The sequence below is a fragment of the Pontibacter anaerobius genome (genome assembly GCF_026241195.1).
GTDB classification, from domain to species: Bacteria; Bacteroidota; Bacteroidia; order Cytophagales; family Hymenobacteraceae; genus Pontibacter; species Pontibacter anaerobius.
In genome coordinates, this window is sequence record NZ_JAPFQO010000006.1 from 100,902 (window position 1) to 123,072 (window position 22,171).

The following is a 22,171-nucleotide window of genomic DNA, read 5'->3' on the forward strand; positions in this document are numbered from 1 at the left end:
AAACACCCTTATAAAGTATGGCTGCAAAACGTGTGATAGTTATCGGTTCCGGATTCTCGGGGCTCTCTGCGGCCACCTGCCTGGCTGACAAAGGCTATGAGGTTATGGTGCTGGAGAAGAACAGCAGCCCCGGAGGCCGCGCCCGCAGCTTCACAGCCGATGGCTTCACGTTTGACATGGGCCCCAGTTGGTACTGGATGCCTGATGTGTTCGAGTCATACTTTAACAGGTTCGGAAAATCAACAGCCGACTATTATGATCTCCTTCGCCTGGACCCATCCTATACGGTGGTGTTCGGCGAGGATGACTTTATGGATGTGCCCGCCCGGATGCCTGAGCTTCGCGCGCTCTTCGAGCGTATGGAGAAGGGCAGTGCCGCTCAACTGGACCGCTTCTTGGAGCAGGCTGCCTATAAGTATGAGGTAGGCATCAACCAGCTTGTTTACAAGCCCAGCCGTTCCCTGGCAGAGTTTATGAGCCCCCGGCTGCTGCTGGATGTTCTGCGGATGGATGTGTTTCAGTCGTTCCACAAGCATGTCCGCCGTTTCTTCCGGCACGAGAAGATCATCAAGCTGATGGAGTTCCCGATCCTTTTCCTGGGGGCGCTGCCCCGCAACACCCCCGCACTTTATAGTTTGATGAATTATGCCGATATCAGCCTGGGCACCTGGTACCCGGTGGGAGGCATGTACAAGATTGTGGAGGGGATGGTGCGGCTGGCCGAGGAGAAAGGTGTAAAGTTTCTGTATAACCAGAATGTGCAGCGGCTGCAGGTGCAGGAGGGAAGCGTATCGCATGTGCAGACGGAGACAGGCACGTTTGAGGCGGAGGTTGTAGTGGCCAGTGCTGATTACCACCACGTGGAGAAGGAGCTCCTGCCAAAGGCCAGCCAAAGCTACACTGACAGCTATTGGGACACCCGCGTGATGGCCCCATCCTCGCTGCTGTTTTACCTCGGCCTAGACAAGCGCCTGAAAAACCTGCGGCACCACAACCTGTTTTTCGATGAGGACTTCGGGCCGCACGCGCAGGAGATCTATACTCACCCCCAATGGCCTAAAAAACCGCTGTTCTACGTTTCGGCACCATCGGTAACCGACCCGGGCGTAGCGCCGGAGGGCTGTGAGAACCTGTTTATACTTATACCGGTGGCCCCGGGCCTGCAGGACACGGAGGAACTGCGCGAGAAATACTTTAACCTGGTGATGGACCGCCTGGAGCGCCTGACGAAGCAGGATATCCGGAGCCACATCATCTACAAGCGCAGCTACGCGCACAAAGATTTTATACAGGACTATAATGCTTTTAAAGGCAATGCCTACGGTTTGGCCAATACGCTTTTGCAGACAGCCATCCTGAAACCAAGTCTGAAGAGCAGGAAAGTCAGGAACCTATACTATACCGGGCAGCTTACCGTGCCCGGGCCAGGCGTACCGCCTTCGCTTATTTCGGGGCAGGTGGTAGCGAAGGAGATCGAGAGGGAGTATGCACCGCCAGTGGCTGTAAACGTATAATAAACCAAAACCCGAATGCGTATGGAGCAGCTTTTCAACGATACCTGCATGCAGTGCAGCAAAGTCATTACCCAGGCGTACAGCACCTCTTTCACGCTTGGCATCAAAACCCTGGACAAGAAGTTGCACATGCCCATTTATGCCATCTATGGCTTTGTGCGCTGCGCCGACGAGATCGTGGATACCTTTCATGACCATGATAAACGCAAGCTGCTCGCCAGGTTCGAGAAGCATACGTATCAGGCTATCGACCAGAAGCTGAGCCTAAACCCGGTGCTAAACGCCTTTCAGTGTGTGGTGAATAAGTATGGCATCGACAAAAAATATATTGATGCCTTCCTGAAAAGTATGGCAATGGACCTGGACGACCATGTGTACGACCGCTCGCTGTACGATGAGTACATCTATGGCTCTGCGGAGGTGGTGGGGCTGATGTGCCTGAAAGTGTTCTGTGAGGGGGATGAGGAGATGTTTAAGCGGCTGGAGAAGCCGGCGCGCAGCCTGGGAGCGGCTTTCCAGAAAGTAAACTTCCTGCGCGACATGAAAAGCGACTACAAGGAGCGGGGCAGGGTATACTTCCCGAAGGTGGAGTACCGCAAGTTCAGCAACGAATGCAAGGCGGAGATAGAGCAAGACATCCTGAAGGATTTCAATTATGCCTATGCAGGCATAATGGCCTTACCGCGCTCGGCACGCATGGGCGTGTACCTGGCCTACGTGTATTACCGCAAGCTTTTCCGCAAGATACAGGCCCTGCCCGCAAAACACATACTTAAGGAGCGCGTAAGAGTACCTGATAACACTAAGCTGGCTTTACTGCTTAGTTCCTACGTCAAGTACAGATTTAATGCGATTTAAATGCTTAAGAGATTACCATTTATACTTTTACTTTTTGTAATACAAGTAGCCCTGGCCGATAACAAGGCTGTATACGCCGTGTCTGAGCTAAGGGCAGAATACCTGGAGGCGAGCAAAGACAAAGATGCTGCCGAACGCTTCAACAAGAAAATGGGCAAGTATGAGGAGAAGGACCCCGTGGTGCTGGCTTACAAAGCCGCCTCTGAGGCGGTGATGGCCAAATACGTCTGGAACCCTTACAGCAAGTTGAAGCAGATCAGGACAGCAGCCGCCATTTTTGAGGAAGCCGTGAAGCTGGATAAGGACAACCCGGAGATCCGCTTTCTGAGGTTTACCGTGGAGCATTACGTGCCCCGCTACCTAAACCTGAGCACAAACCTGGAGAGCGACAAGAAGGTGATGATCAGCAGCCTGAAGTCCCACCCGGACTCAGGCGTATCGACGGAGTTTGCCCGCACCATGCGCGATTTCCTGCTGACTAAAGACCACTGCACGGAGGCTGAGAAGAAGGAGCTACGGCGCATCAGCATCTAACCCTGAAAGTATAAGGCGGTAGGAGTGATGCGTAGTGTCGATTGGGCAGGGCTTTTAGCATTATTCATAATCAGTTTTCATATTTACTGTTGATTCCGCTTTATACATTAAATTGAATGTACCTCTACCTGTACCTGAACATTTTCACCATCCTGTTCCCGCTCCTCCTGTCTTTCGACCGTAAGGTGGCCTTCTATAGAAATTGGGGTGCTTTGTTCCCGGCCATACTGGCAAACGGCGCATTGTTTATCGTATGGGATGCCCTTTTCACTAAAGCAGGTATCTGGGGCTTTAACAAGGAGTACCTCACGGGGGTTTACCTGTTCAACCTGCCGCTGGAGGAGGTGCTGTTCTTTATCACGGTGCCCTATGCCTGCGTTTTTATCTACGATGTGCTGAATGCCTACATCACAAAGGACCTGCTGCAGCCTTACACCAAGGTAATAGCCGTGCTGCTGATGCTGGTGCTGCCCCTGATCGCTGTCTTTAACATGGGGCGGGTTTATACTTCCATCACTTTCATGCTGTTAACGCTGATGCACCTGGTGCATCTCAGGTATTTTGGCACCCGCTATTTGGGGCGCTTTTACCTGGCTTACCTCGTGCACCTGGTGCCGTTCCTGCTTGTAAACGGCGTACTCACGTATCTGCCCATCGTGTGGTACAATAACGACTATAACCTGGGCCTCCGGATCGTTTCCATACCTGTGGAGGACACTTTATACTCTATGCTGATGCTTTTGCTAACTATTTCTGTGTATGAGGGACTTAGGCAGCGGAAAAGCGTTAAACAATATGACCCTGTAGCTGTATAGAATATGTATGAGCACCCTGCACGTAACCATAGACGATAACTCCGGCTTTTGCTTCGGAGTGGTGTATGCTATCCAGATGGCCGAGGATATTCTGGATGAGCAGGGGTATCTTTATTGCCTCGGAGATATCGTGCACAACGATGTGGAGGTGGAGCGCCTGCAGCAGCGGGGCCTGCGCATCATCAACCATGAGCAGCTGCGGCAGCTGCACAACGAGACGGTGCTTATCCGTGCCCACGGGGAGCCACCGGAAACGTACCAGACCGCCCTGCAGAATAACCTGACCCTGGTGGATGCCTCCTGCCCGGTGGTGCTGAAACTGCAGAACCGCATCAAAACATCCTACGACAAAAGCGACAAGATCTATATTTACGGCAAGCACGGCCACGCCGAGGTGATGGGCCTGCTCGGCCAGACAAGTAACCAGGCAGTAGTGTTCGAAAGTATGGAGGAACTGCTGCAGCACGAGTTGCCACCCAAAATAACCCTTTATAGCCAGACCACTAAGAGCACGAACAGCTTCTATAGTATAAAAAACAGGCTGGAGGAGCAGGGCTACGAAGTGGATGCCAACGATACCATTTGCCGCCAGGTCTCGAACCGTGACAAAGAGCTGCGCAAGTTTGCTTCTAGATTCGATAAAGTGATCTTCGTTTCAGGTACCAAGTCGAGCAATGGCAAGGTGCTCTACCAGGTCTGCAAGGATACAAACCCGGAGACATACTTTGTCTCGAAGGTGGAGCAGTTGCAACAGGAGTGGTTTTCTGCCGACCAGACGGTGGGAATTTGCGGGGCCACCTCAACCCCCATGTGGCTCATGGAAGAGGTGCGCGATGAGCTGCTGAAGTATAAATTTTAGAGGCGTAGCACGTTTTCCGCAACAAGTATAACGGCTGTTTTTACCTAAGACTTAGAAGTAAAGAAGAGGAGTGCGTTTCTGCAGGGCAATAACCTCAGAAATAATCGTGCTACCTAGTGCGATCTTATGATAGAACAAAAAGAATGGCTATAGCAAGAAGAAACGATTACCGGGGAACAGCTATCGCAGCAATTATACTTGTCTGCTGGTCTGTGCTGCTGGTATACTTGCTCACGTCCTATGCTGTAGACTTCTCTTCGCCGCTGACCTACATCTTTGTGTTGCTGCAAACGCACCTGTACACCGGCCTGTTCATTACGGCCCATGATGCCATGCACGGTGTGGCGGCTCCGGGCAAACCCCGCCTTAACAGGGCAATTGGTACGGTAACGGCTTTCCTGTTTGCCTACAACTGGTACCCGCGCCTGCTGCCGCGCCACCACCAGCACCACCGCCACGTAGCCACCGATGATGACCCGGATTACCACCACGGCGCGTTCTGGCCCTGGTATTTCAGCTTTCTGAAGCAGTATATAACCTGGTGGCAGCTCCTGCTGATGGCTCTTACGTTCAATGTGCTCAAGCTAATTTTTCCGCTGGAGAACGTGGTGCTGTTCTGGATGCTGCCGGCAATTCTGGCCACTTTTCAGCTTTTTTACTTCGGAACTTACCTGCCGCACCGGGGCGAGCACCCGGCTGATAACCCGCATAAATCAGGCACGCAGGCCAAAAACCATTTCTGGGCATTTATCAGCTGTTACTTCTTCGGCTACCACTACGAGCACCACGACAAACCCTACCTGCCCTGGTGGCAGCTTTATAAAACCAAAGTATAAATCTGAGAAGTATAAAATTGAGAGGCTGAGAAGTGCAACAGCGACAGCAGGCCTGTCGTATGCTTAAAGGTTTATACTTTCTGTTAACCCTTTGCCTTTCCTGCCATGAGATTCAGAGTAGCCTCTATTGCCCTGAGTGCTTGCTTAAGTATACTTTTGCTGAGCCAGCCGTACACCGCATCAGCACAGACTTTCGTGAACGGTGGTGCCGGTAAAGAACCTGCCACCCTGAAGGCGGGTGTAAACTTTGTCTGGCTCTCCGAAAACGACAGCCAAGGCCTGATGTTTAGCAATAGCTTTAGCCACTACCTCGGCGACAGGCTTTCCCTTGGCCTGAACCTGGGCCTGCTTTCCGCCAAACGCTACGACGATTCCAAGCAGATCTACACCATCCAGAACACCTTTTACATGGGCTCCTTAGAAGCTGCCTTTGATGTGATGCAGGGAGAGATTGTTTTGCTCAGGCTGGGGGCAGGGCCAAGCTTTAGACACCGTGCCGAGATCAACTCTGACCCTGAAGGACAGGGAACCGTAGATGGCTCCGTAACCCACATTAAAACCTCTGACGTAGGCCTGCACGGCTTCCTGGAAAACGATTTCAGTATACTTCGCAACGGTGTGGCCGGTGGCCGGATCTCCTACTTCCATTACAAGGATGGCACACCGGTGCTTTCCATCGGGATGCACCTGGGTTTTAAATTCTAGGGTATCTTCAGACTGTAGGTATAAAAAGAAAGGGAGCTGTAAAGGCTCCCTTTCTTCTTAATAGATAGGCAGGCGCTTAGTGGTCGCCGGCTTCTTTCTTGCAGCAGTCGTCCAGGCGGTTGTAGGCACGCTCATCGGCTGTCAGTTCGTTGGCGTCGTAACCGGTTTTGGTCACGGCTTTCAGGATATTGTCTGAATTTGTCTTGCGGTTGTCAAACACCACTGTCAGCACCTTCGACTGCACATCCAGGTTAGAGGATTTTACGCCTTTCTCGTAGGCCATGGATTTCTCCAGCGTTTTCTTGCACATCTCGCACACAGCCGAAGTCTTGATCTGCACCGTCTGCGTTTTGTCGTCCTGCTTGGTTTGGGCGTTTGCCCCCATGCTTACCAGGGCCAGCACCATTGAGAAGAATAGAACTTGTAGTTTTTTCATCTATGTATGATTTTAAAGTATGGTGAAATAAAAGGTTAATCAATTCTGAATCGGAGACCGGCATATACTACGCGGCCGGTTATAGGCCCCCACACCATGCTAGCATCAAAGTTACTGCCAAAAGGATCGTCTGCGCCAATAATTGGGTTAGACTGACGGTAATTCAGCAGATTCTCGGCTCCCAGGTATACTTCCCAATGCTTAAAGGCCCGCGTTACCTGCGAGTTTACCGTGGCAAAGCGCCTGGAAGTATGGACAGGTTGTTCCGGTTGCCGAGCCACCGGGGCCAGCGGCATCAGGCCGAAGAACTGGGTAGTCAGGTCGGCGCGCCACTTATCAAAAGGAGTGGCAAAGCCAAGGTTCACGAAGAAGCGGTGCTCCGGTATCATGGGTTTTTGCAGCAACTCGCCTTTGTAGCTTGTCTTTACATCGTAGTACTTATAAGCCGCTTTGGCGTCCAGGCCCTTCAGCAACTCATACTGCAGTTCAGCCTGGAAGCTGTTGGAGTAGGAGCGGCCGTCGAGGTTGTAGAGCAACACTGCCCCCGGCTGGCTGTACATATCCGCCACTGCCTGGTTGGTAAAGCTGGTGTGGTAAAAATCCGTTACGAAAGCACCCGGCCGACCGGCCGCCTCAAAGTAGTGGGTAAAAGACCCACCAATGTTCCAAGCCTCCTCCGGCTGCAGTTCCTCTTCTGCCACAAATATGCGTGCACTTACCAGGGCCGCCGTGTTCTCGGCTATCGGGTTGGCTACCCTGAATCCTTTGCCTGTGGCTATGCGCACGATGGTGTTCGGGGAGAAATCATACTTCAGGTTGAGCCTTGGCGTGAACACAGTGCCGTAGAGGTTGTGGAAATCTGCCCGGGCCCCCGCCACTACCGTCAGGTTTGCGGTGTTGTTGTATACGTATTCGCCAAAAACACCCGGGATACGCTCCGTGCGGCTAAAGGAGGAGTCAGAAAGGCTTTCCGCGTAATCCTCAAAAGTATAGCTGAGGCCTGTTTTATACGTATGGCGCGTGTCGCCTATAATAGATTGGAAGATCAGGCGCGCGTTGGCACTGTTCTGCTCTCCGTTATAGGTGCGCAGCCCGTACTGCGAGTCGAACTTGTGGTGTGTGGCAGAGGTGATGAGTCCCAGGCTCTGGTAAGGCCTACCGGGGAAAGTATAGGAAGTCTTGTTAAAGCCAGACAGCCGGTCCACTTCCGATTCTGTGCCGTAGTATGGCTGGGTTGCCTGTGGTTTGTCCTTGTCATACATTGTTTGTCCGCCGGTTCTTTCCTCCTGCAGTGCATTCAGCCCAAACTCCGATACCCAGGCACCATGCTCATACTTCCATTTGTTGTACAGGTTGTACTGTGATCCCAGCGATAGATCCATAAAGCCATCGTCGTTGCGGTCTACGCGGTTGTGCAGTTGGTTGGTGTGCAGCATCAACAGGGTGCTCCATTTATCTCCAAGACCGGTGGCCAGGTTTAGGTTGGCGTCATACTTGGCCAGGCTGTTGCCATAGAGGTTTAGGTACAGGCGCTCCGCCTTGGCCGGGTCGCGCAGCGTCACGTTCACTTGTCCCGATATGGACTCATAACCGTTCAGCACCGACCCCATACCTTTGATAATGTCGATCGACTCAATGAAAGTGCCGGATAGGTAGTTGAGCCGGTAAGGTGTGGCCAAGCCGCGCAGCGCAGGCACGTTGTCGGTGGTCAGTAAAGTGTAGGAGCCATCCAACCCCAGCATCTGGATCTGCTTTGCCCCGGAAACAGCGTCGGTGGTGCTTACCTCCACAGAGGCGTTGGTCTCGAAGCTCTCCGCCAGGTTGCAGCAGGCCGATTTCTCCAGGTCGCGGCTTGTGATGATCTCGGTCTGGGTAGGGGTAAGGGCAGAGTGGCGCTCCACTTCTCCCTCTATCACCACCTCCTTCAGGCCACTTGCCTGGCTTAGGCTAAGTGTAACCTGGCTCTTTCCGCTTACCTCCACGGTATCCGGGGTATAGCCTATGTAAGTCACGATAACAGCCGGTGTGGTGGCATCTGCCCAGGAGAGGGTAAAGTTACCCGAGGCGTCGGTTGCGGTACCTTTTTCGGTTCCCAGCCAGACTACGTTAGCGCCAATAAGTGGCAGGCTTGGGTTTTGTTTATCTACCACCTTGCCCTGCAGTTGTTGGGCGGTGGCTAGTGTGGTAAATGAAAATATGGCAAACAGGGCAAGCATGTAGCCCCTTGCATTGCCGCTAAGGTTTATCATGTAAGTAATCGTTTTCGCTCAGAATAAAATAAATCGCATAAGTGGCCCAGGTTATGATGCCTGTGCATGCTTGTCTGTTTCCGAGTTGGTCTAAACGATCAGGGTGTGCAGGAAATGCAGCAGCTGTCGGCCGTGCAGAGGGGGTGAGGTGTTGGTGTAAGTATAAACACGGATGTGCGGATTTATACCTGAGGCATACTTCAGAGCATCCGGTAACTGGATATCAGGTGCCAGCAGGGGTACCTGTAAATGAAACAGTTTCTGCTCCGGTACTGGCTCCAGTTTTTGGTAAGCAACATGCTCCTGGCAGCAATCGTCCTTGCTCTCCTTATTCTCCGGGGCTGCGCAGCAGGTTTCCGGCAGTGAGGAAGCGCTTGCCGGCTGCAGCCCGGTTACCTGGCAAAGCTGTTTGCTTAGTGCAACGCCAACTGAGCCCATAACCACACTTAGCGTTAGTGCCAGCAGAACGATATGTCTGAGGATGCTTCTCACATCACAAATATACGAAATCATCTGCCACCTTCCTCCACCTTAGTTAAATCCCTTCCACTTTCTCCCACTTTTGCCACTTCGCCCCACTCTCCCGGTGGATAAGTATAAAACATAGTCTATTTTTTATACTATAACATTAATTATTTGATTATCAGATATTTATATTTAATTGGGGTCGTATTTTACTGAATTTGAAGATTCGCTGCAAATTTAGTTATACCCAAAATGAGGGGCCGGTGGTGTGGATAATGTGGATAAGTGGTGTGGATTACCATAATTTATCCACAAAGTGGTAAAAAGTGGTAGATTGTGGTTGCGTTATTTTGCTGATTGGCTACATTTGTATAGTCCAAAGTCTATACGGACAAAACCACCATAAGCCTATGAACTTCCTTTCCGGCGAATATGAGTGCAAGATCGATCCGAAGGGAAGGTTGGTTTTACCTGCAAAGATAAAAGCCAACCTGCCGGAGGCGTCTGGCAATCATGTGGTGCTGATGAGGGGGTTTGAGCCTTGCCTGGTTCTATACCCGAAGGCCGAGTGGAAGGTGATTTACGACAAGGTGGCCGGCCTGAACGAGTTCAACGAGGAGTACCGCCACTTTCAGCGGAACTTCTTCCGGGGTAACACCGAGATAGAGCTGGATGGTGCGGGTCGTTTTATTGTGCCCAAAACCATGTCGCGCTTTGCTGAGCTGGAGAAGGAGGCGATTGTGGTAGGGCTAGGGAACCGTGTAGAGATTTGGAACCCTGATAAGTATGAGGAGTTCCTGATTAAGGACCAGCAGAATTTCTCACAGCTTGCCCAGAAGTTCCTGGGGGATAAACCGGCTGAGGAGCCACTTGTATAATGGAGTATCATCGCCCAGTATTACTGGAGGAATCAGTAGAGGCGCTGGCTGTAAAGCCGGACGGAATATACGTGGATGTGACGTTTGGGGGCGGAGGCCACTCTGCGCGCATCCTGAAAGAGCTTACAACAGGCAAGCTCTATAGTTTTGATCAGGATAGTGATGCACAGGAGCAGTCGAAGAAGCTGGAGGGGTCGACCTTTCAGTTTGTGCGTGCCAACTTCCGCGACCTGAAGAAATACCTGCGCCTATACGGTGTGAAGCAAGTGGACGGTATTCTGGCCGACCTGGGGGTTTCGTCGCACCAGTTCGATGTGCCGGAGCGTGGTTTTTCGACCCGCTTTAACGGGCCCCTTGACATGCGCATGAACCCCGATGCAGGTGTAACCGCTCAGGAAGTGCTGGAGTCTTACTCAGAAGAGCAATTGCATCGCATCTTCGGTATCTATGGGGAGGTGAAGAACGCCAAGACACTGGCCCGCACGGTGGTGGAGAAACGCAACCGGCAGCCCCTGGAGACGATCGCTGACTTTAAGCAGGCTATCAGCTCCTGTACCCCGAAAGGGAAGGAGAATAAGTACCTGGCCCAGGTGTTCCAGGCCCTCCGCATTGAGGTGAACGATGAGATGAAGGCGCTGGAGGAGATGCTGGAGCAGGCGGCAGAGGTGCTAAAGCCGGGCGGAAGGCTCTCGGTGATCTCGTATCACTCGCTCGAGGATCGTTTGGTGAAGAATTTCATAGCCAAAGGCAAGTTCTTCGGAGAGGTGGAGAAAGACCTGTTCGGGAACGAGATAAAGCCGCTGGAGGCCGTGCATCGCAAGCCGATAACGCCAACAGAAGAGGAGCTGCTGCAGAACAGCCGCTCCAGGAGTGCCAAGCTAAGGGTAGCTGAGAAGAAGGAGGAACGCGAAGGAAAGTAAAACAAACTACTAGCTAAAGAAAACAAGTATGGCTTCTAATGTACTTACAAAAAGAACGAGCGCGCCGAGGGGTAATTCGGTACGCGTGAAGCCAGAGGCAGAAGAACCGCAGAAGCCTAAGAAAAAGGGTTTCAGTCTGTTTGCACTGCTGGATAAGTACGCCAATGTTGATGCCTTGTTTGAGGAGGGGGTGCCGCTTAAATACATGCCGCGCGTCCTGTTTCTGACGGGCATTACGCTTTTATACATCGGTAATACCCATTTTGCCGTGAAAACCATTCGGCAGATTGATAAAGTGAAGGTGGAGGTAGAAGACCTCCGTGCAGACTACTCCACCCTAAAGTCGGAGTACATGGAAGCGAGTAAGCAATCGGAGGTGGCGCGTAACGTGGCGCCGCTGGGCTTGGAGGAAAGCTCCAGGCCGCCTTACCAAGTGATAGTGCCTGCAGATGAGTATTAAGAAGTCCATACTGATCAGGGTTAGACTGGTATTCCTGTTGGTGTGCCTGTTTGCATGCGCGATCGTGTATAAGGTCGTGCATATTCAGTTTTTGAATGGCGATAAGTGGAAGAGCATCTCCAAGGAGCGCCGCATCTTTTACAAGCCAGTGCATGCTACCCGTGGCAACATCCTCTCCGATAATGAGAGTATACTGGCCACCTCGCTGCCTTTTTACCGCGTGGCTTTCGACCCTACCGTGGCGAAGGCAGAGGTGTTTAACAGTGGGGTAGACTCGCTGGCGCTGCTCCTCTCGCGCTTTTATGGGGAGAAGTCAGAGGATTATTACCGCCGCAAGATCAAGAACGCGCGGCATTCCGGCAGAAGGTATATCCGTCTGCACAGCCGCCAGATCAATTACCAGGACAAGAAAATGATGTCCCGCTGGCCGATCTTCCGGGAGGGTAAAAACAGGGGAGGCGTGATTTTCGAGAAAGTAGAGAAACGCTTTAAGCCATTCGGTATACTAGCCGAGCGTACCATTGGCTTTATAAACGAAGATAAGAACGGGGCTGGCTTGGAGTATAGCTTCAACGGAAACCTGTCCGGAACAGACGGGGAAGCGCTTTTTGAGCGTATTGCCGGGGGCAGCAAGCCGATCTACGACGGCACCGAGGTAAAGCCGCAGCACGGTTACGATATCAAGACCACGTTAGACATCAACCTGCAGGACGTAGCGGAAAATGCCCTATACAAGGCGCTTGAGAAAACAAATGCGGAGTACGGCACCGTGATCCTGATGGAGGTGAAGACTGGTGAGATCAAGGCACTGGCTAACCTGGGGAAAACCAAAGGCGGTTACATTGAGGATTATAACTATGCAGTTGGTAGCCAGGGGCGTACAGAGCCAGGCTCCACCTTTAAGCTAGCCTCGATGATGGCGCTTTTTGAGCACTCGCCGGAGGTTAACCTAACCGATACCATTGATACCGGGGATGGCCGCTACCGCATCAAAAACACCATCATGACGGATGCCAAGATCAACGGATACGGCAAACTGACGGTGCAGCAGGTGTTTGAGAAGTCATCCAACATCGGGGTGGCCAAACTGATGGAAAAATATTTCGGCAATGAGCAGCAGGCTTATGTCGAGTACCTGAACAAATTCGGTTTAAACAGCACGCTTGGTTTCCAGATGGAGGGCGAGGCGAGGCCATACATGAAAGACCCGCAGGATAAGAACTGGTACGGCACAACGCTTACCTCCATGTCTATCGGGTACGAACTGAAGCTTTCGCCTTTGCAGACGCTGGCCTTTTACAATGCCGTGGCAAACAACGGGGTAAAGATCCAGCCAATCATTGTGAAGGAGATCCGCAAGGTGGATGAGGTGGTGCAATCGTTTGAGACACGCGTGCTGAACGAGAAGATTTGCTCAGACGAAACACTGAAAAAACTGAAAATCATGCTGGAGGGTGTAGTGGCGGAAGGCACCGCCAAGAACATCCTGAGCAGTGACTATAAAATAGCTGGCAAAACAGGTACAGCCCGAAAGGTAAAAGAGGGACGCTATGTGCGGGAATACTCCACCTCATTTGCGGGATACTTTCCGGCAGATAACCCGAAGTACAGCTGTATCGTGATCATTGATAGCCCGAGAGGTGTAAATGTGTATGGTGGCGATGTGGCGGCACCGGTGTTCAAGGAACTGGCTGATAAGGCATATGCACGTGACCTGGCCATGCACAAGCCGATGCAGGCCCGTGTGGTGCCAAACAAAGACAGCATGCCGGTGGCGAACGCAGGTAGTTTTGATGACCTGAAGATGATTTACAACAAGCTCGGTATCAGCACCCAAACCGCTAACGCAGAGGAAGACTGGGTAAAGGTTTCGGCCAAACGCCGCTCCCTGGAGTTTAAGGCCAACCCGGTGCTACAGGGCAAAGTGCCGGATGTGGTGGGAATGACCCTTCGGGACGCGCTGTTTATACTTGGTAACCAGCACCTGGATGTAGACGTGCAGGGGATCGGGAAATCGGTTAAAAAACAGTCGATGGCGCCGGGAACAGATATTAACGAAGACAAAAAGATAACAATTATACTTGGCTGATGCAGGTACTGCAGAACATACTACAAAACGTTAACGTGCGCAGCACACACGGCACACTCGATGTGCCGGTGCAGGCCATCACCTTCGACTCGCGACAGGTGCGGGATGGGGTGCTGTTTGTAGCGGTGCGCGGTGTGCAGGCAGATGGCCATGCTTTTATACAAAAAGCGGAGGAAGCCCATGCAGCGGCAATCGTTTGCGAGGAGCTGCCACAGGAACTGCAGCCGGGCTTAACCTATGTGCAGGTAAAGGACTCGGCGGAGGCGCTGGGGCAAATGGCTTCTGCTTTCTACGGGCATCCTTCCAGGCAGCTGCAGCTTATTGGCGTGACCGGTACCAACGGTAAGACCACCTCGGTAACGCTGCTGCACAAGCTGTTCCGCGAACTGGGCTACCATGTAGGCATGATCTCCACGGTGCAAAACCAGATTGATGAGGAAGTAATCCCCTCAACCCATACAACACCGGATGCCGTGAAGCTGAACGAGCTGCTGGCGCAGATGGTAAAGGCTGGCTGCACGCATGCTTTTATGGAGGTAAGTTCTCATGCCATGGTGCAGCACCGGGTGGCGGGAATCACATTTGCCGGGGGCGTATTTACAAATATTACTCACGATCACCTCGATTATCATGGGTCGTTTGAGGAGTATATCAAGGCTAAAAAGGCTTTCTTCGATATGTTGCCGAAAAATGCTTTTGCGCTTGTAAACGCAGACGATAAACGAGGCCAGGTAATGGTACAAAACACCAAAGCCAGCGTTCATTTTTATGCTTTACGCAAGGCAGTGGAGTTTAAAGCCCGCATTATAGATAATACTATTCAGGGATTGCACCTGGAAGTGGATGGCCACGAAATATGGGCTAAGCTCATCGGGTCTTTCAATGCCTATAACCTGCTGGCTGCGTACGGCGTGGCGGTGCTACAGGGCGAGGACCCGACAGAGGCGCTGACGGTGCTCTCCAGCCTGAGTTCTGCGGCCGGACGCTTCGATTATATCGTGTCTGATTCGCAAATAACTGGTATCGTGGATTATGCCCACACGCCAGATGCGCTCGAAAACGTGCTAAACACCATTCAGCAGATCCGGAACCCGAACCAGAAGGTGATTACGCTGGTGGGTTGCGGCGGAAACCGCGACGCGGCAAAGCGGCCTGTGATGGCTGACATTGCCTGCCGCCTGAGCGATAAAGTTATACTTACCTCGGATAATCCGCGCTTCGAAGAGCCGCAGGCAATATTGGAGGATATGCAGAAAGGCGTAAAACCCCTGGATTTTAAGAAAACGCTTTCGGTGCTGGACCGTAAGGAGGCCATTAAAACCGCCTGCATGCTGGCAGAGCCGAACGATATTATACTTGTAGCTGGCAAAGGGCACGAGACCTACCAGGAGATCAAAGGCGTGAAGTATGACTTTGATGACAAACAGGTTTTAAGCGAAATGTTCCGGCAGCTCGGAAAATAAAATATAGCCAAACGATCAATTTTTAGCCAAAGGTAACCGAATAAATGCTTTATCACCTTTTTACATACCTCGACCGTGAATTCGACTTTGTTGGGGCTGGCGTGTTCCAGTACATCTCCTTCCGGGCAGGTATGGCCACACTTGTATCGCTGCTGATCGCCATGATGTTCGGCGGTAAGCTGATTAAGGTGCTGCAGCGCAAGCAGGTTGGCGAGTCTATCCGTGACCTGGGTCTGGAGGGGCAGATGGAGAAAAAGGGCACACCAACTATGGGCGGCCTCATCATTCTGCTGGCCATCCTGGTGCCGGTGCTGCTGTTTGCCCGCCTCGACAATGTGTATGTGCAGCTGATGATCGTGTCTACCGTGTGGCTGGGGATGATCGGCTTCCTGGACGACTACATCAAGGTATTTAAGAAGAACAAAGAAGGCCTGGCCGGTCGTTTCAAGATTCTCGGCCAAATCGGCCTTGGCCTGATCGTGGGGCTGACCTTATACTTTAACGACGATGTGGTGGTGCGCCAGTACATGTTTGCCGATGGCACCACCTCTGCCGTTAATGCCTCAGCAAAGTATGTGGATGTGCACAGTATGATCACCTCCATCCCGTTCCGCAAAAACAACGAGCTGGACTACTGCAACCTGTTTTCATTTGCGGGGCCGCTGTTCGAAGGATGGTCTTGCTACCTCTACATCCCATTCGTAATCCTCGTGATCACAGCGGTATCCAATGGGGCTAACATCACCGACGGAATCGACGGTCTGGCTGCAGGTACTTCCGCTATCATCGGTCTTACACTGGCCATCTTCGCGTGGGTATCCGGTAACACCATCTTCGCTGATTACCTGGACATCATGTTCATCCCGAACTCCGGTGAGCTGGCTATTTTCTCCCTGGCCTTTGTAGGGGCCTGTGTGGGCTTCCTGTGGTACAACACCTACCCGGCGCAGGTGTTCATGGGTGACACGGGTAGCCTTGCCATCGGGGGTATCATTGCGGTGCTGGCCCTGATCGTACGAAAGGAATTGTTGATACCTATACTTTGCGGCATCTTCCTGATAGAGAATCTGTCGGTTATGCTGCAGGTGAGCTACTTTAAGTATACTAAAAAGAAGTATGGCGAGGGCCGCCGCATCTTCAAGATGTCGCCGCTGCACCATCATTACCAGAAACTGGGCTACCACGAATCGAAGATCGTGGGCCGCTTCTGGATCGTGGGCATCATGCTCGCCATCCTGACGCTGGCAACACTGAAACTGAGATAGGTTCTTACAAACAGAATACGAATAACCAACTATGAAGATAGCGATACTAGGAGCGGGAGAAAGCGGAGTAGGAGCGGCTTTGCTGGCCAAGGCAAAGGGGCTGGAGGTATTCGTGTCTGATAAAGGGCAGATTAAGGAGCAGTACAAAGCCAAGCTGGCCACGGCTGCCATTCCATTTGAAGAAGGAAACCATACTTTAGAAACCATACTCCATGCTGACGAAATCATTAAAAGTCCTGGCATTCCTGATAAAGCTGCAGTCATACAAGAAGCAACCAAGAAACAGATACCTGTAATATCTGAGATTGAGTTTGCCGGCAGGTACACCGATGCCAAGTTCATCTGCATTACGGGCACCAACGGCAAAACTACAACCACGCTGCTCACTTACCACCTGCTTAAAAATGCAGGCATAAACGTAGGGCTGGCGGGTAACATCGGGGAAAGCCTGGCCGAAAAGGTGATTGATAACAAGCACGACTATTACGTGGTGGAGCTGAGCAGTTTTCAGCTGGACGACATGTACCAGTTCAAGGCGCACATCGCAGTGCTCACCAACATCACCCCCGACCACCTCGACCGCTACGAGTACAGCATAGAGAAGTATGCGGCCTCAAAGCTGCGCGTGGCTCAGAACATGACGGGAGCCGACTTCTTCCTGTTCAATGCCGATGACGAGAACATCAGGAAGTCGTTTGACTCCGCCAGCTTTGGCGGAACTACAGTTCCTTTCTCGCTGAAAGGGGCTGAGGGCGCCAAAGTATACTTTGAGGACAGCAATATAAAAGTAACAGCTAAGTTCTACGAGGGAACGGTGGATACGGCAAAGTCAGGACTGATCGGCAAGCACAACCAGTACAACACCATGGCAGCAGTGGCCGTGGCCAAACTGATGGGTGTGGCTGATAACGAGATTGAGGCAGGGCTGGAGACTTTTGAGAACGCAGAGCACAGGCTGCAACTGGTGGGTATAGCGAAAGAAGTAAGCTACATCAACGACTCCAAAGCCACCAACGTGGAAGCGGTGTGGTACGCTTTGGAAGGTATAAAGCAGCCCATCATCTGGATTGCTGGCGGCGTGGACAAAGGAAACGATTACAGCACCCTGACAGAACTAGCCCGGGAAAAGGTGAAGGTGCTGGTTTGCCTGGGCAAGGATAACGAGAAACTGAAGGAGGCGTTCGGCCGTGTGGTGCCGATCATCGCCGAGACAACATCTATAGAGTATGCCGTGCGCCTGAGCCGTTCACTGGCAACGCCCGGAGATGTGGTGCTGCTGTCGCCGGCATGCGCCAGTTTCGATCTGTTTGACAATTACGAACACCGGGGACAGCGCTTTAAAGAGGCTGTGGAGAAGATAGTGCTGAAGAAATAACGAAAAGTATTAAGCCAAAGGTATGGTAAAGCAGTGGTTACAGAAAAACCTGAAGGGAGACTCGGTGCTGTGGGGCATCGTGATCGCGTTCTCGCTCATTAGCGTGGCCGTGGTTTACTCTGCCACAGGTACACTGGCTTACAAGAAAATGGAGGGAAATACAGAGTACTTCCTTTTCAAGCATACTTTCCTGATCCTGGTGGGGTTGGCCTTCATGTGGATGGCCCACAAGATACCTTACCGCTTTTACTCAAAGCTGTCGCTGGTTGCGTTAGTTGTTTCAGCTCCGCTTTTGATCATCACCTACTTCTACGGTTCCAATATCAACGATGCATCCCGCTGGATCACAATCCCGGTTATCAACCAGACGTTCCAGCCTTCGGATTTGGCAAAATTGGCCCTGATCTCCTACCTGGCCAGCATGCTGTCCAAAAAGCAGCAGTTCCTAGATGATTGGAAATCCACTTTGCTGCCCATGCTAGGCTGGACGGTGGCTATCTGTGGCTTGATCGCGATGACGAACACATCAACGGCAGTGCTGCTTTTTGCTACCTGCATGTTGCTGATGTTCATTGGACGTGTGCCGGTAAAGTACCTGGCCATTGTGGTGCTCACAGGTGTGCTAGTAGGAGGTGCAGGTCTGGCAGCCGGGCAGCGTATGGGCACAGCCATTAGCCGTGTGCAGGATTTCATGGACCCGAATGAGGTGCCGTTTCAGCTGGAGCAGTCTTACATTGCCATTGCAACCGGTGGTGTAGTGGGCAAAGGCCCTGGCAACAGCGATCAGCGCGACATCCTGCCGCATCCATATTCGGACTTTATCTATGCGATCATCCTGGAGGAGTACGGTTTGCTGGGTGGTGTATTTGTTTTGTTCTTGTACCTGGCGCTGCTTTACCGCGGTTTGGTTACAGTTAACAAAAGTGAAGGGGCCTTCGCCGGACTTCTCTCTGCAGGACTTAGCTTTAGCCTGGTGCTGCAGGGTATGATCAATATGGCCGTAGCCGTTGGGCTGGGTCCGATCACAGGTCTTCCGCTGCCGCTGCTAAGTATGGGGGGCACCTCCCTGATCTTCACCGGTATTTCCATCGGAATTATACTTAGCGTGAGCCGCCAGGATATAAATGAAGAGCGTGCCATGGGCGCGGCAGTTAAATCACCTTTAAAAGCTTCGGTAAATGCCTAAGCAGGGAAGACCATATCGCGTGATCATCAGCGGCGGCGGTACCGGCGGGCATATTTACCCAGCTGTGGCCATCGCTAACCAACTACGGGCGGTTAACCCGGAGGCTGAGATACTTTTTGTGGGAGCGCAGGGGCGCATGGAAATGATGCGAGTGCCGGAGGCCGGATACAAAATTGTTGGATTGTGGATCAGTGGTCTACAGCGCCGCCTCACGCTCGATAACTTGTCGTTTCCGCTGAAGGTTTGGAAGAGTGTGCGCGCCTCGCATAAGATTATAAAAGACTTCAAGCCTGATGCCGTGGTAGGCGTGGGTGGTTATGCCAGTGGCTCCTTGTTATATGCGGCTACATCGCAGGGAATACCGGCGCTGATACAGGAACAGAATTCCTACGCAGGCATCACGAATAAATTACTTGCCAAACGTGTGCAGAAGGTATGTGTGGCCTACCCGAACATGGAAGCCTTCTTTCCGGCTGATAAGATTGTGCTGACCGGAAACCCGGTACGTTCCGACATCATGAACCTGCAGGGCAAGCGCGAGGAGGCATTGCAGCATTTCGGGCTAAACCCGGAGAAGAAAACAATACTGGTGATTGGCGGAAGCCTTGGGGCCAGAACCATTAACAAAAGTATAGCCGCTAACCTGCAGAGCATAGCCGATGCCGGTTACCAATTAATCTGGCAAACAGGAAAGGCTTTTTACCCGCGGGCGCAGGAACTGGAGGAAAAGTATAAAACGGAGGGTATCCGTGCCCTGGACTTTATCAAGCGCATGGATCTGGCTTATGCCGCCGCTGATGTAGTTATCTCAAGAGCAGGTGCTTTGTCTATTTCGGAGCTTTGCCTGGCCGGGAAACCCGCCGTGCTGGTGCCATCGCCAAATGTGGCCGAAGACCACCAGACAAAAAATGCCATGGCGCTGGTGCAGCAGGAGGCAGCACTGCTGGTGCGCGACGCGGAATCCATGGAAAAACTGGTGCCGACTGCGCTGGAATTATTGAAAGACGAAAAGGAGCAGCAACGACTGCACCAGAATATACTCAAGATGGCACGCCCTAACGCGGCGACTGATATTGTAAACGAACTTGTAAAACTGATCAAGTGAAACTGGAGGACTACAGCTATATCTACTTCCTCGGCATTGGCGGCATCGGCATGAGTGCCATTGCCCGCTGGTTCAGCGCCAAAGGCTATCCGGTGTGGGGGTACGACAAAACCCTCACCGCGCTTACCGAGGCACTGGAGCAGGAGGGGATAGCTGTCCACTATGAGGACGATGTGGCGCACCTGCCGCAGGAAATCCTTCAGCATAAAGACCAGACGCTGGTGGTACTTACCCCGGCCATACCTGCCGACCATACAGAGTGGGCCTACCTGAAAGAGCAAGGCTACACTATCAGAAAGCGATCAGAGGTGCTGGGCATCATTACGTCTGCTGCCTATACTGTGGCCGTAGCGGGTACCCATGGCAAGACCACCACCTCCAGCATTGTAGCGCACCTGCTGCACCATGCCGGCGTGGACTGCTCGGCCTTTCTGGGCGGTATTGCCACTAACCTCAACTCAAACCTGCTTATTGGCAGAGGAGAGGTAGAAAAAGAGGTGATCGTGGTGGAGGCAGATGAGTACGACCGGTCTTTCCTGACGCTGTTTCCGGATATTGCAATCGTAACTTCCGCAGACCCAGACCATTTGGATATATATGGCGACAGGGAGGAACTGATCCGTACTTTCCAGAGGTTCATTAGCCAGGTAAAGCCGGGTGGCTACCTGTTTATTCATGAGGCTACCGACCCGCGTTTGACGGACATGGTGCAGGAGGGCGTGCAGGTGTACAAGTATAGCTTGAACAGTGGCGAGGCGCATGTGCAGAACCTGCAGGTAAACGGGCGTTGGTTTGAGTTTGGTGTGGTGGGCCCCTTCGGAAACTTGGATGGCTTAAAGTTGGGAGTGCCTGGTTTTCACAATACCGAAAATACGTTGGCTGCCATACTTGCCGCACAGGCGCTGCAGGTTTCCGGCCAAAGTATAAAGGCGGGCGTGGAGGCATTTGCCGGTGTAAAACGCCGGTTTGAGTTTGTGTTTGAAGGCAAGGGGAAAGTATACATCGATGATTACGCGCACCATCCGAAGGAGATCGATGCGTTTATGAGTTCATTACGAGCACTTTACCCAAACAAGAAAATAAAAGTGATATTTCAGCCGCACCTGTTTACGCGCACGCGCGACTTTGCAGAGGAGTTTGCAGAGAGCCTGAGTAAGGCCGATGAACTGGTGCTGCTCGACATATATCCGGCACGCGAAAAACCGCTGCCTGGCATTACCTCAGACATCATTCTGGAGCGGGTGACAAGCCCTGTGAAAGAGTTGATGCATAAGGAGAAAGTTGTGGGAAATCTGCTTAAAAATGGCGATTTTGACGTTCTGGCTACTGTTGGTGCCGGCGACATTGACACGTTAGTTAAGCCTATCAGAAATTTTTTAGAAAATAACGGGTATGGGCTTGAATAGTAGAATAAAATCTTTAATTTTTGCAGGTTGTAGCATCGTATCGATTGGTGCCATTGCAGGTTTCGCGTCTTCTAGACAAAATGAAAAAATCTGTAAAAAAGTGTCAATAAAAATTGATAATGAGTACAACAATTACTTTATTGGGGATAAGGAAGTTCGGGGTTTGCTAACACGGGAAGGTGAGCGAAAACTCGAAGGCCTTTCAAACCAGCACATCGACCTGAAAAACCTTGAAAAACGCATTGAATCGCATAAATTTGTGAAAGATGCGGAGGTCTACAGAGGGTTAGATGGCAACATCCAGGTATTTGTAAAACAGAACAGGCCTATTGCTAGAATTATACGATCAGATCAGGATGTATACATCGATGCAGAGGGGAACATTCTCCCCCTCTCCGACAGATACACAGCACGTGTAATCCCAATAACCAAGTCAGCTCTTATAAAGCCAACTGACCAAGGATTCTTTAAAGATTCTTTAGGCCACTCTTACCTTGCTCTACTCCAGTTCATCGAGGACGACGAGTTTTGGAAGGCACAGCTTGCCCAGATGCATATAGACGGCAAAGGCAAGGTATCTTTTCTGCCACAGGTGGGCGAGCACACGATTGAGTTCGGCAAGCCGGTACAGGTAGAGGAGAAGTTTAAAAAGTTAGCCATTCTCTATAAAGAGGTGCTGCCAACCATGGGATGGGAGCGCTACAAGAGGGTTAACGTTGAGTATGAAGATCAGATTATTTGCGAATAACAGAC

Annotated in this window: 21 protein-coding genes; 18 read left to right on the forward strand and 3 right to left on the reverse strand. The window is 51.8% G+C overall.

Features of this window, described 5'->3' with window-relative positions; all coding sequences use genetic code 11:
• The first annotated feature begins 17 nt into the window (after window positions 1-17).
• The 7 genes from crtID (at window position 18) to OO017_RS09470 (ending at window position 6,121) form a co-directional block, all read left to right on the forward strand.
• The gene (gene crtID, locus OO017_RS09440) at window positions 18-1,514 is read left to right on the forward strand and encodes a bifunctional phytoene desaturase/3,4-desaturase (protein WP_266052232.1); all 1,497 of its coding nucleotides are present in this window, start codon (window positions 18-20) and stop codon (window positions 1,512-1,514) included.
• Between the two features lie 21 nt (window positions 1,515-1,535).
• Window positions 1,536-2,372 carry a phytoene/squalene synthase family protein gene (locus OO017_RS09445; protein ID WP_266052233.1) on the forward strand — a complete coding sequence of 279 codons (837 nt, stop codon included), beginning with the start codon at window positions 1,536-1,538 and terminating at the stop codon, window positions 2,370-2,372.
• Complete coding sequence (locus OO017_RS09450; protein WP_266052234.1) at window positions 2,373-2,906, forward strand: tetratricopeptide repeat protein; 534 nt, start codon at window positions 2,373-2,375, stop codon at window positions 2,904-2,906. It begins immediately after the preceding gene.
• Between the two features lie 116 nt (window positions 2,907-3,022).
• Window positions 3,023-3,721, forward strand: a complete 699-nt coding sequence (locus tag OO017_RS09455; RefSeq protein ID WP_266052235.1) for a lycopene cyclase domain-containing protein — start codon at window positions 3,023-3,025, stop codon at window positions 3,719-3,721.
• Between the two features lie 7 nt (window positions 3,722-3,728).
• The gene (locus OO017_RS09460) at window positions 3,729-4,580 is read left to right on the forward strand and encodes a 4-hydroxy-3-methylbut-2-enyl diphosphate reductase (protein ID WP_266052236.1); all 852 of its coding nucleotides are present in this window, start codon (window positions 3,729-3,731) and stop codon (window positions 4,578-4,580) included.
• A 143-nt stretch (window positions 4,581-4,723) separates the two neighbouring features.
• Complete coding sequence (locus tag OO017_RS09465; RefSeq protein ID WP_266052237.1) at window positions 4,724-5,416, forward strand: fatty acid desaturase; 693 nt, start codon at window positions 4,724-4,726, stop codon at window positions 5,414-5,416.
• Window positions 5,417-5,521: 105 nt separating this feature from the next.
• Window positions 5,522-6,121, forward strand: coding sequence for a hypothetical protein (locus OO017_RS09470; RefSeq protein WP_266052238.1), 600 nt, complete (start codon window positions 5,522-5,524; stop codon window positions 6,119-6,121).
• 76 nt (window positions 6,122-6,197) lie between these two features.
• Here OO017_RS09470 and OO017_RS09475 read toward each other — a convergent pair whose 3' ends face one another.
• The 3 genes from OO017_RS09475 to OO017_RS09485 all read right to left on the reverse strand — a co-directional run bounded on the left by OO017_RS09475 (window position 6,198) and on the right by OO017_RS09485 (window position 9,298).
• On the reverse strand, window positions 6,198-6,557 hold the full coding sequence (locus OO017_RS09475) for a heavy-metal-associated domain-containing protein (RefSeq protein WP_266052239.1): 360 nt from the start codon (window positions 6,555-6,557) through the stop codon (window positions 6,198-6,200).
• Between the two features lie 35 nt (window positions 6,558-6,592).
• Window positions 6,593-8,806, reverse strand: a complete 2,214-nt coding sequence (locus tag OO017_RS09480) for a TonB-dependent receptor (RefSeq protein WP_266052240.1) — start codon at window positions 8,804-8,806, stop codon at window positions 6,593-6,595.
• Between the two features lie 90 nt (window positions 8,807-8,896).
• Window positions 8,897-9,298: a hypothetical protein gene (locus OO017_RS09485; RefSeq protein WP_266052241.1), complete on the reverse strand. Its 402-nt coding sequence runs from the start codon at window positions 9,296-9,298 to the stop codon at window positions 8,897-8,899.
• Window positions 9,299-9,681: 383 nt separating this feature from the next.
• Between OO017_RS09485 and mraZ the strand changes: the two genes are divergently transcribed.
• Genes mraZ through OO017_RS09540 form a run of 11 tightly spaced genes read left to right on the forward strand, consistent with a single transcriptional unit; the run spans window position 9,682 to window position 22,166 of the window.
• On the forward strand, window positions 9,682-10,149 hold the full coding sequence (mraZ, locus tag OO017_RS09490) for a division/cell wall cluster transcriptional repressor MraZ (RefSeq protein WP_073852298.1): 468 nt from the start codon (window positions 9,682-9,684) through the stop codon (window positions 10,147-10,149).
• Window positions 10,149-11,069, forward strand: coding sequence for a 16S rRNA (cytosine(1402)-N(4))-methyltransferase RsmH (rsmH, locus tag OO017_RS09495; protein WP_266052242.1), 921 nt, complete (start codon window positions 10,149-10,151; stop codon window positions 11,067-11,069). The genes mraZ and rsmH overlap by 1 nt, the downstream gene beginning before the upstream one ends.
• 28 nt (window positions 11,070-11,097) lie before the next feature.
• Window positions 11,098-11,529 carry an FtsL-like putative cell division protein gene (locus OO017_RS09500; RefSeq protein WP_266052243.1) on the forward strand — a complete coding sequence of 144 codons (432 nt, stop codon included), beginning with the start codon at window positions 11,098-11,100 and terminating at the stop codon, window positions 11,527-11,529.
• A complete protein-coding gene (locus OO017_RS09505) occupies window positions 11,519-13,618 on the forward strand; it encodes a PASTA domain-containing penicillin-binding protein (protein WP_266052244.1) in 2,100 nt (699 codons plus the stop codon). The genes OO017_RS09500 and OO017_RS09505 overlap by 11 nt, the downstream gene beginning before the upstream one ends.
• Entirely contained in the window at window positions 13,618-15,081 is a 1,464-nt protein-coding gene (locus OO017_RS09510) for a UDP-N-acetylmuramoyl-L-alanyl-D-glutamate--2,6-diaminopimelate ligase (RefSeq protein WP_266052245.1), read from the forward strand. The genes OO017_RS09505 and OO017_RS09510 overlap by 1 nt, the downstream gene beginning before the upstream one ends.
• A 44-nt stretch (window positions 15,082-15,125) precedes the next feature.
• On the forward strand, window positions 15,126-16,346 hold the full coding sequence (gene mraY, locus OO017_RS09515) for a phospho-N-acetylmuramoyl-pentapeptide-transferase (RefSeq protein WP_266052246.1): 1,221 nt from the start codon (window positions 15,126-15,128) through the stop codon (window positions 16,344-16,346).
• A gap of 31 nt (window positions 16,347-16,377) precedes the next feature.
• A complete protein-coding gene (gene murD, locus OO017_RS09520) occupies window positions 16,378-17,721 on the forward strand; it encodes a UDP-N-acetylmuramoyl-L-alanine--D-glutamate ligase (RefSeq protein ID WP_266052247.1) in 1,344 nt (447 codons plus the stop codon).
• A 22-nt stretch (window positions 17,722-17,743) separates the two neighbouring features.
• Complete coding sequence (locus tag OO017_RS09525) at window positions 17,744-18,907, forward strand: FtsW/RodA/SpoVE family cell cycle protein (protein ID WP_266052248.1); 1,164 nt, start codon at window positions 17,744-17,746, stop codon at window positions 18,905-18,907.
• A complete protein-coding gene (gene murG, locus OO017_RS09530) occupies window positions 18,900-20,012 on the forward strand; it encodes an undecaprenyldiphospho-muramoylpentapeptide beta-N-acetylglucosaminyltransferase (RefSeq protein WP_266052249.1) in 1,113 nt (370 codons plus the stop codon). Before OO017_RS09525 ends, murG begins: the two co-directional genes overlap by 8 nt.
• The gene (gene murC, locus OO017_RS09535) at window positions 20,009-21,418 is read left to right on the forward strand and encodes a UDP-N-acetylmuramate--L-alanine ligase (protein WP_266052250.1); all 1,410 of its coding nucleotides are present in this window, start codon (window positions 20,009-20,011) and stop codon (window positions 21,416-21,418) included. Before murG ends, murC begins: the two co-directional genes overlap by 4 nt.
• The gene (locus OO017_RS09540) at window positions 21,405-22,166 is read left to right on the forward strand and encodes a cell division protein FtsQ/DivIB (protein ID WP_266052251.1); all 762 of its coding nucleotides are present in this window, start codon (window positions 21,405-21,407) and stop codon (window positions 22,164-22,166) included. Before murC ends, OO017_RS09540 begins: the two co-directional genes overlap by 14 nt.
• Window positions 22,167-22,171: the final 5 nt, after the last annotated feature.

Bases quoted from the DNA above. Each gene is read 5' to 3' on its own strand.
- crtID (WP_266052232.1), top strand. From the start codon at position 18: ATGGCTGCAAAACGTGTGATAGTTATCGGTTCCGGATTCTCGGGGCTC.
- OO017_RS09445 (WP_266052233.1), top strand. From the start codon at position 1,536: ATGGAGCAGCTTTTCAACGATACCTGCATGCAGTGCAGCAAAGTCATT.
- OO017_RS09450 (WP_266052234.1), top strand. From the start codon at position 2,373: ATGCTTAAGAGATTACCATTTATACTTTTACTTTTTGTAATACAAGTA.
- OO017_RS09455 (WP_266052235.1), top strand. From the start codon at position 3,023: ATGTACCTCTACCTGTACCTGAACATTTTCACCATCCTGTTCCCGCTC.
- OO017_RS09460 (WP_266052236.1), top strand. From the start codon at position 3,729: ATGAGCACCCTGCACGTAACCATAGACGATAACTCCGGCTTTTGCTTC.
- OO017_RS09465 (WP_266052237.1), top strand. From the start codon at position 4,724: ATGGCTATAGCAAGAAGAAACGATTACCGGGGAACAGCTATCGCAGCA.
- OO017_RS09470 (WP_266052238.1), top strand. From the start codon at position 5,522: ATGAGATTCAGAGTAGCCTCTATTGCCCTGAGTGCTTGCTTAAGTATA.
- OO017_RS09475 (WP_266052239.1), bottom strand. From the start codon at position 6,557: ATGAAAAAACTACAAGTTCTATTCTTCTCAATGGTGCTGGCCCTGGTA.
- OO017_RS09480 (WP_266052240.1), bottom strand. From the start codon at position 8,806: ATGATAAACCTTAGCGGCAATGCAAGGGGCTACATGCTTGCCCTGTTT.
- mraZ (WP_073852298.1), top strand. From the start codon at position 9,682: ATGAACTTCCTTTCCGGCGAATATGAGTGCAAGATCGATCCGAAGGGA.
- rsmH (WP_266052242.1), top strand. From the start codon at position 10,149: ATGGAGTATCATCGCCCAGTATTACTGGAGGAATCAGTAGAGGCGCTG.
- OO017_RS09500 (WP_266052243.1), top strand. From the start codon at position 11,098: ATGGCTTCTAATGTACTTACAAAAAGAACGAGCGCGCCGAGGGGTAAT.
- OO017_RS09505 (WP_266052244.1), top strand. From the start codon at position 11,519: ATGAGTATTAAGAAGTCCATACTGATCAGGGTTAGACTGGTATTCCTG.
- OO017_RS09510 (WP_266052245.1), top strand. From the start codon at position 13,618: ATGCAGGTACTGCAGAACATACTACAAAACGTTAACGTGCGCAGCACA.
- mraY (WP_266052246.1), top strand. From the start codon at position 15,126: ATGCTTTATCACCTTTTTACATACCTCGACCGTGAATTCGACTTTGTT.
- murD (WP_266052247.1), top strand. From the start codon at position 16,378: ATGAAGATAGCGATACTAGGAGCGGGAGAAAGCGGAGTAGGAGCGGCT.
- OO017_RS09525 (WP_266052248.1), top strand. From the start codon at position 17,744: ATGGTAAAGCAGTGGTTACAGAAAAACCTGAAGGGAGACTCGGTGCTG.
- murG (WP_266052249.1), top strand. From the start codon at position 18,900: ATGCCTAAGCAGGGAAGACCATATCGCGTGATCATCAGCGGCGGCGGT.
- OO017_RS09540 (WP_266052251.1), top strand. From the start codon at position 21,405: ATGGGCTTGAATAGTAGAATAAAATCTTTAATTTTTGCAGGTTGTAGC.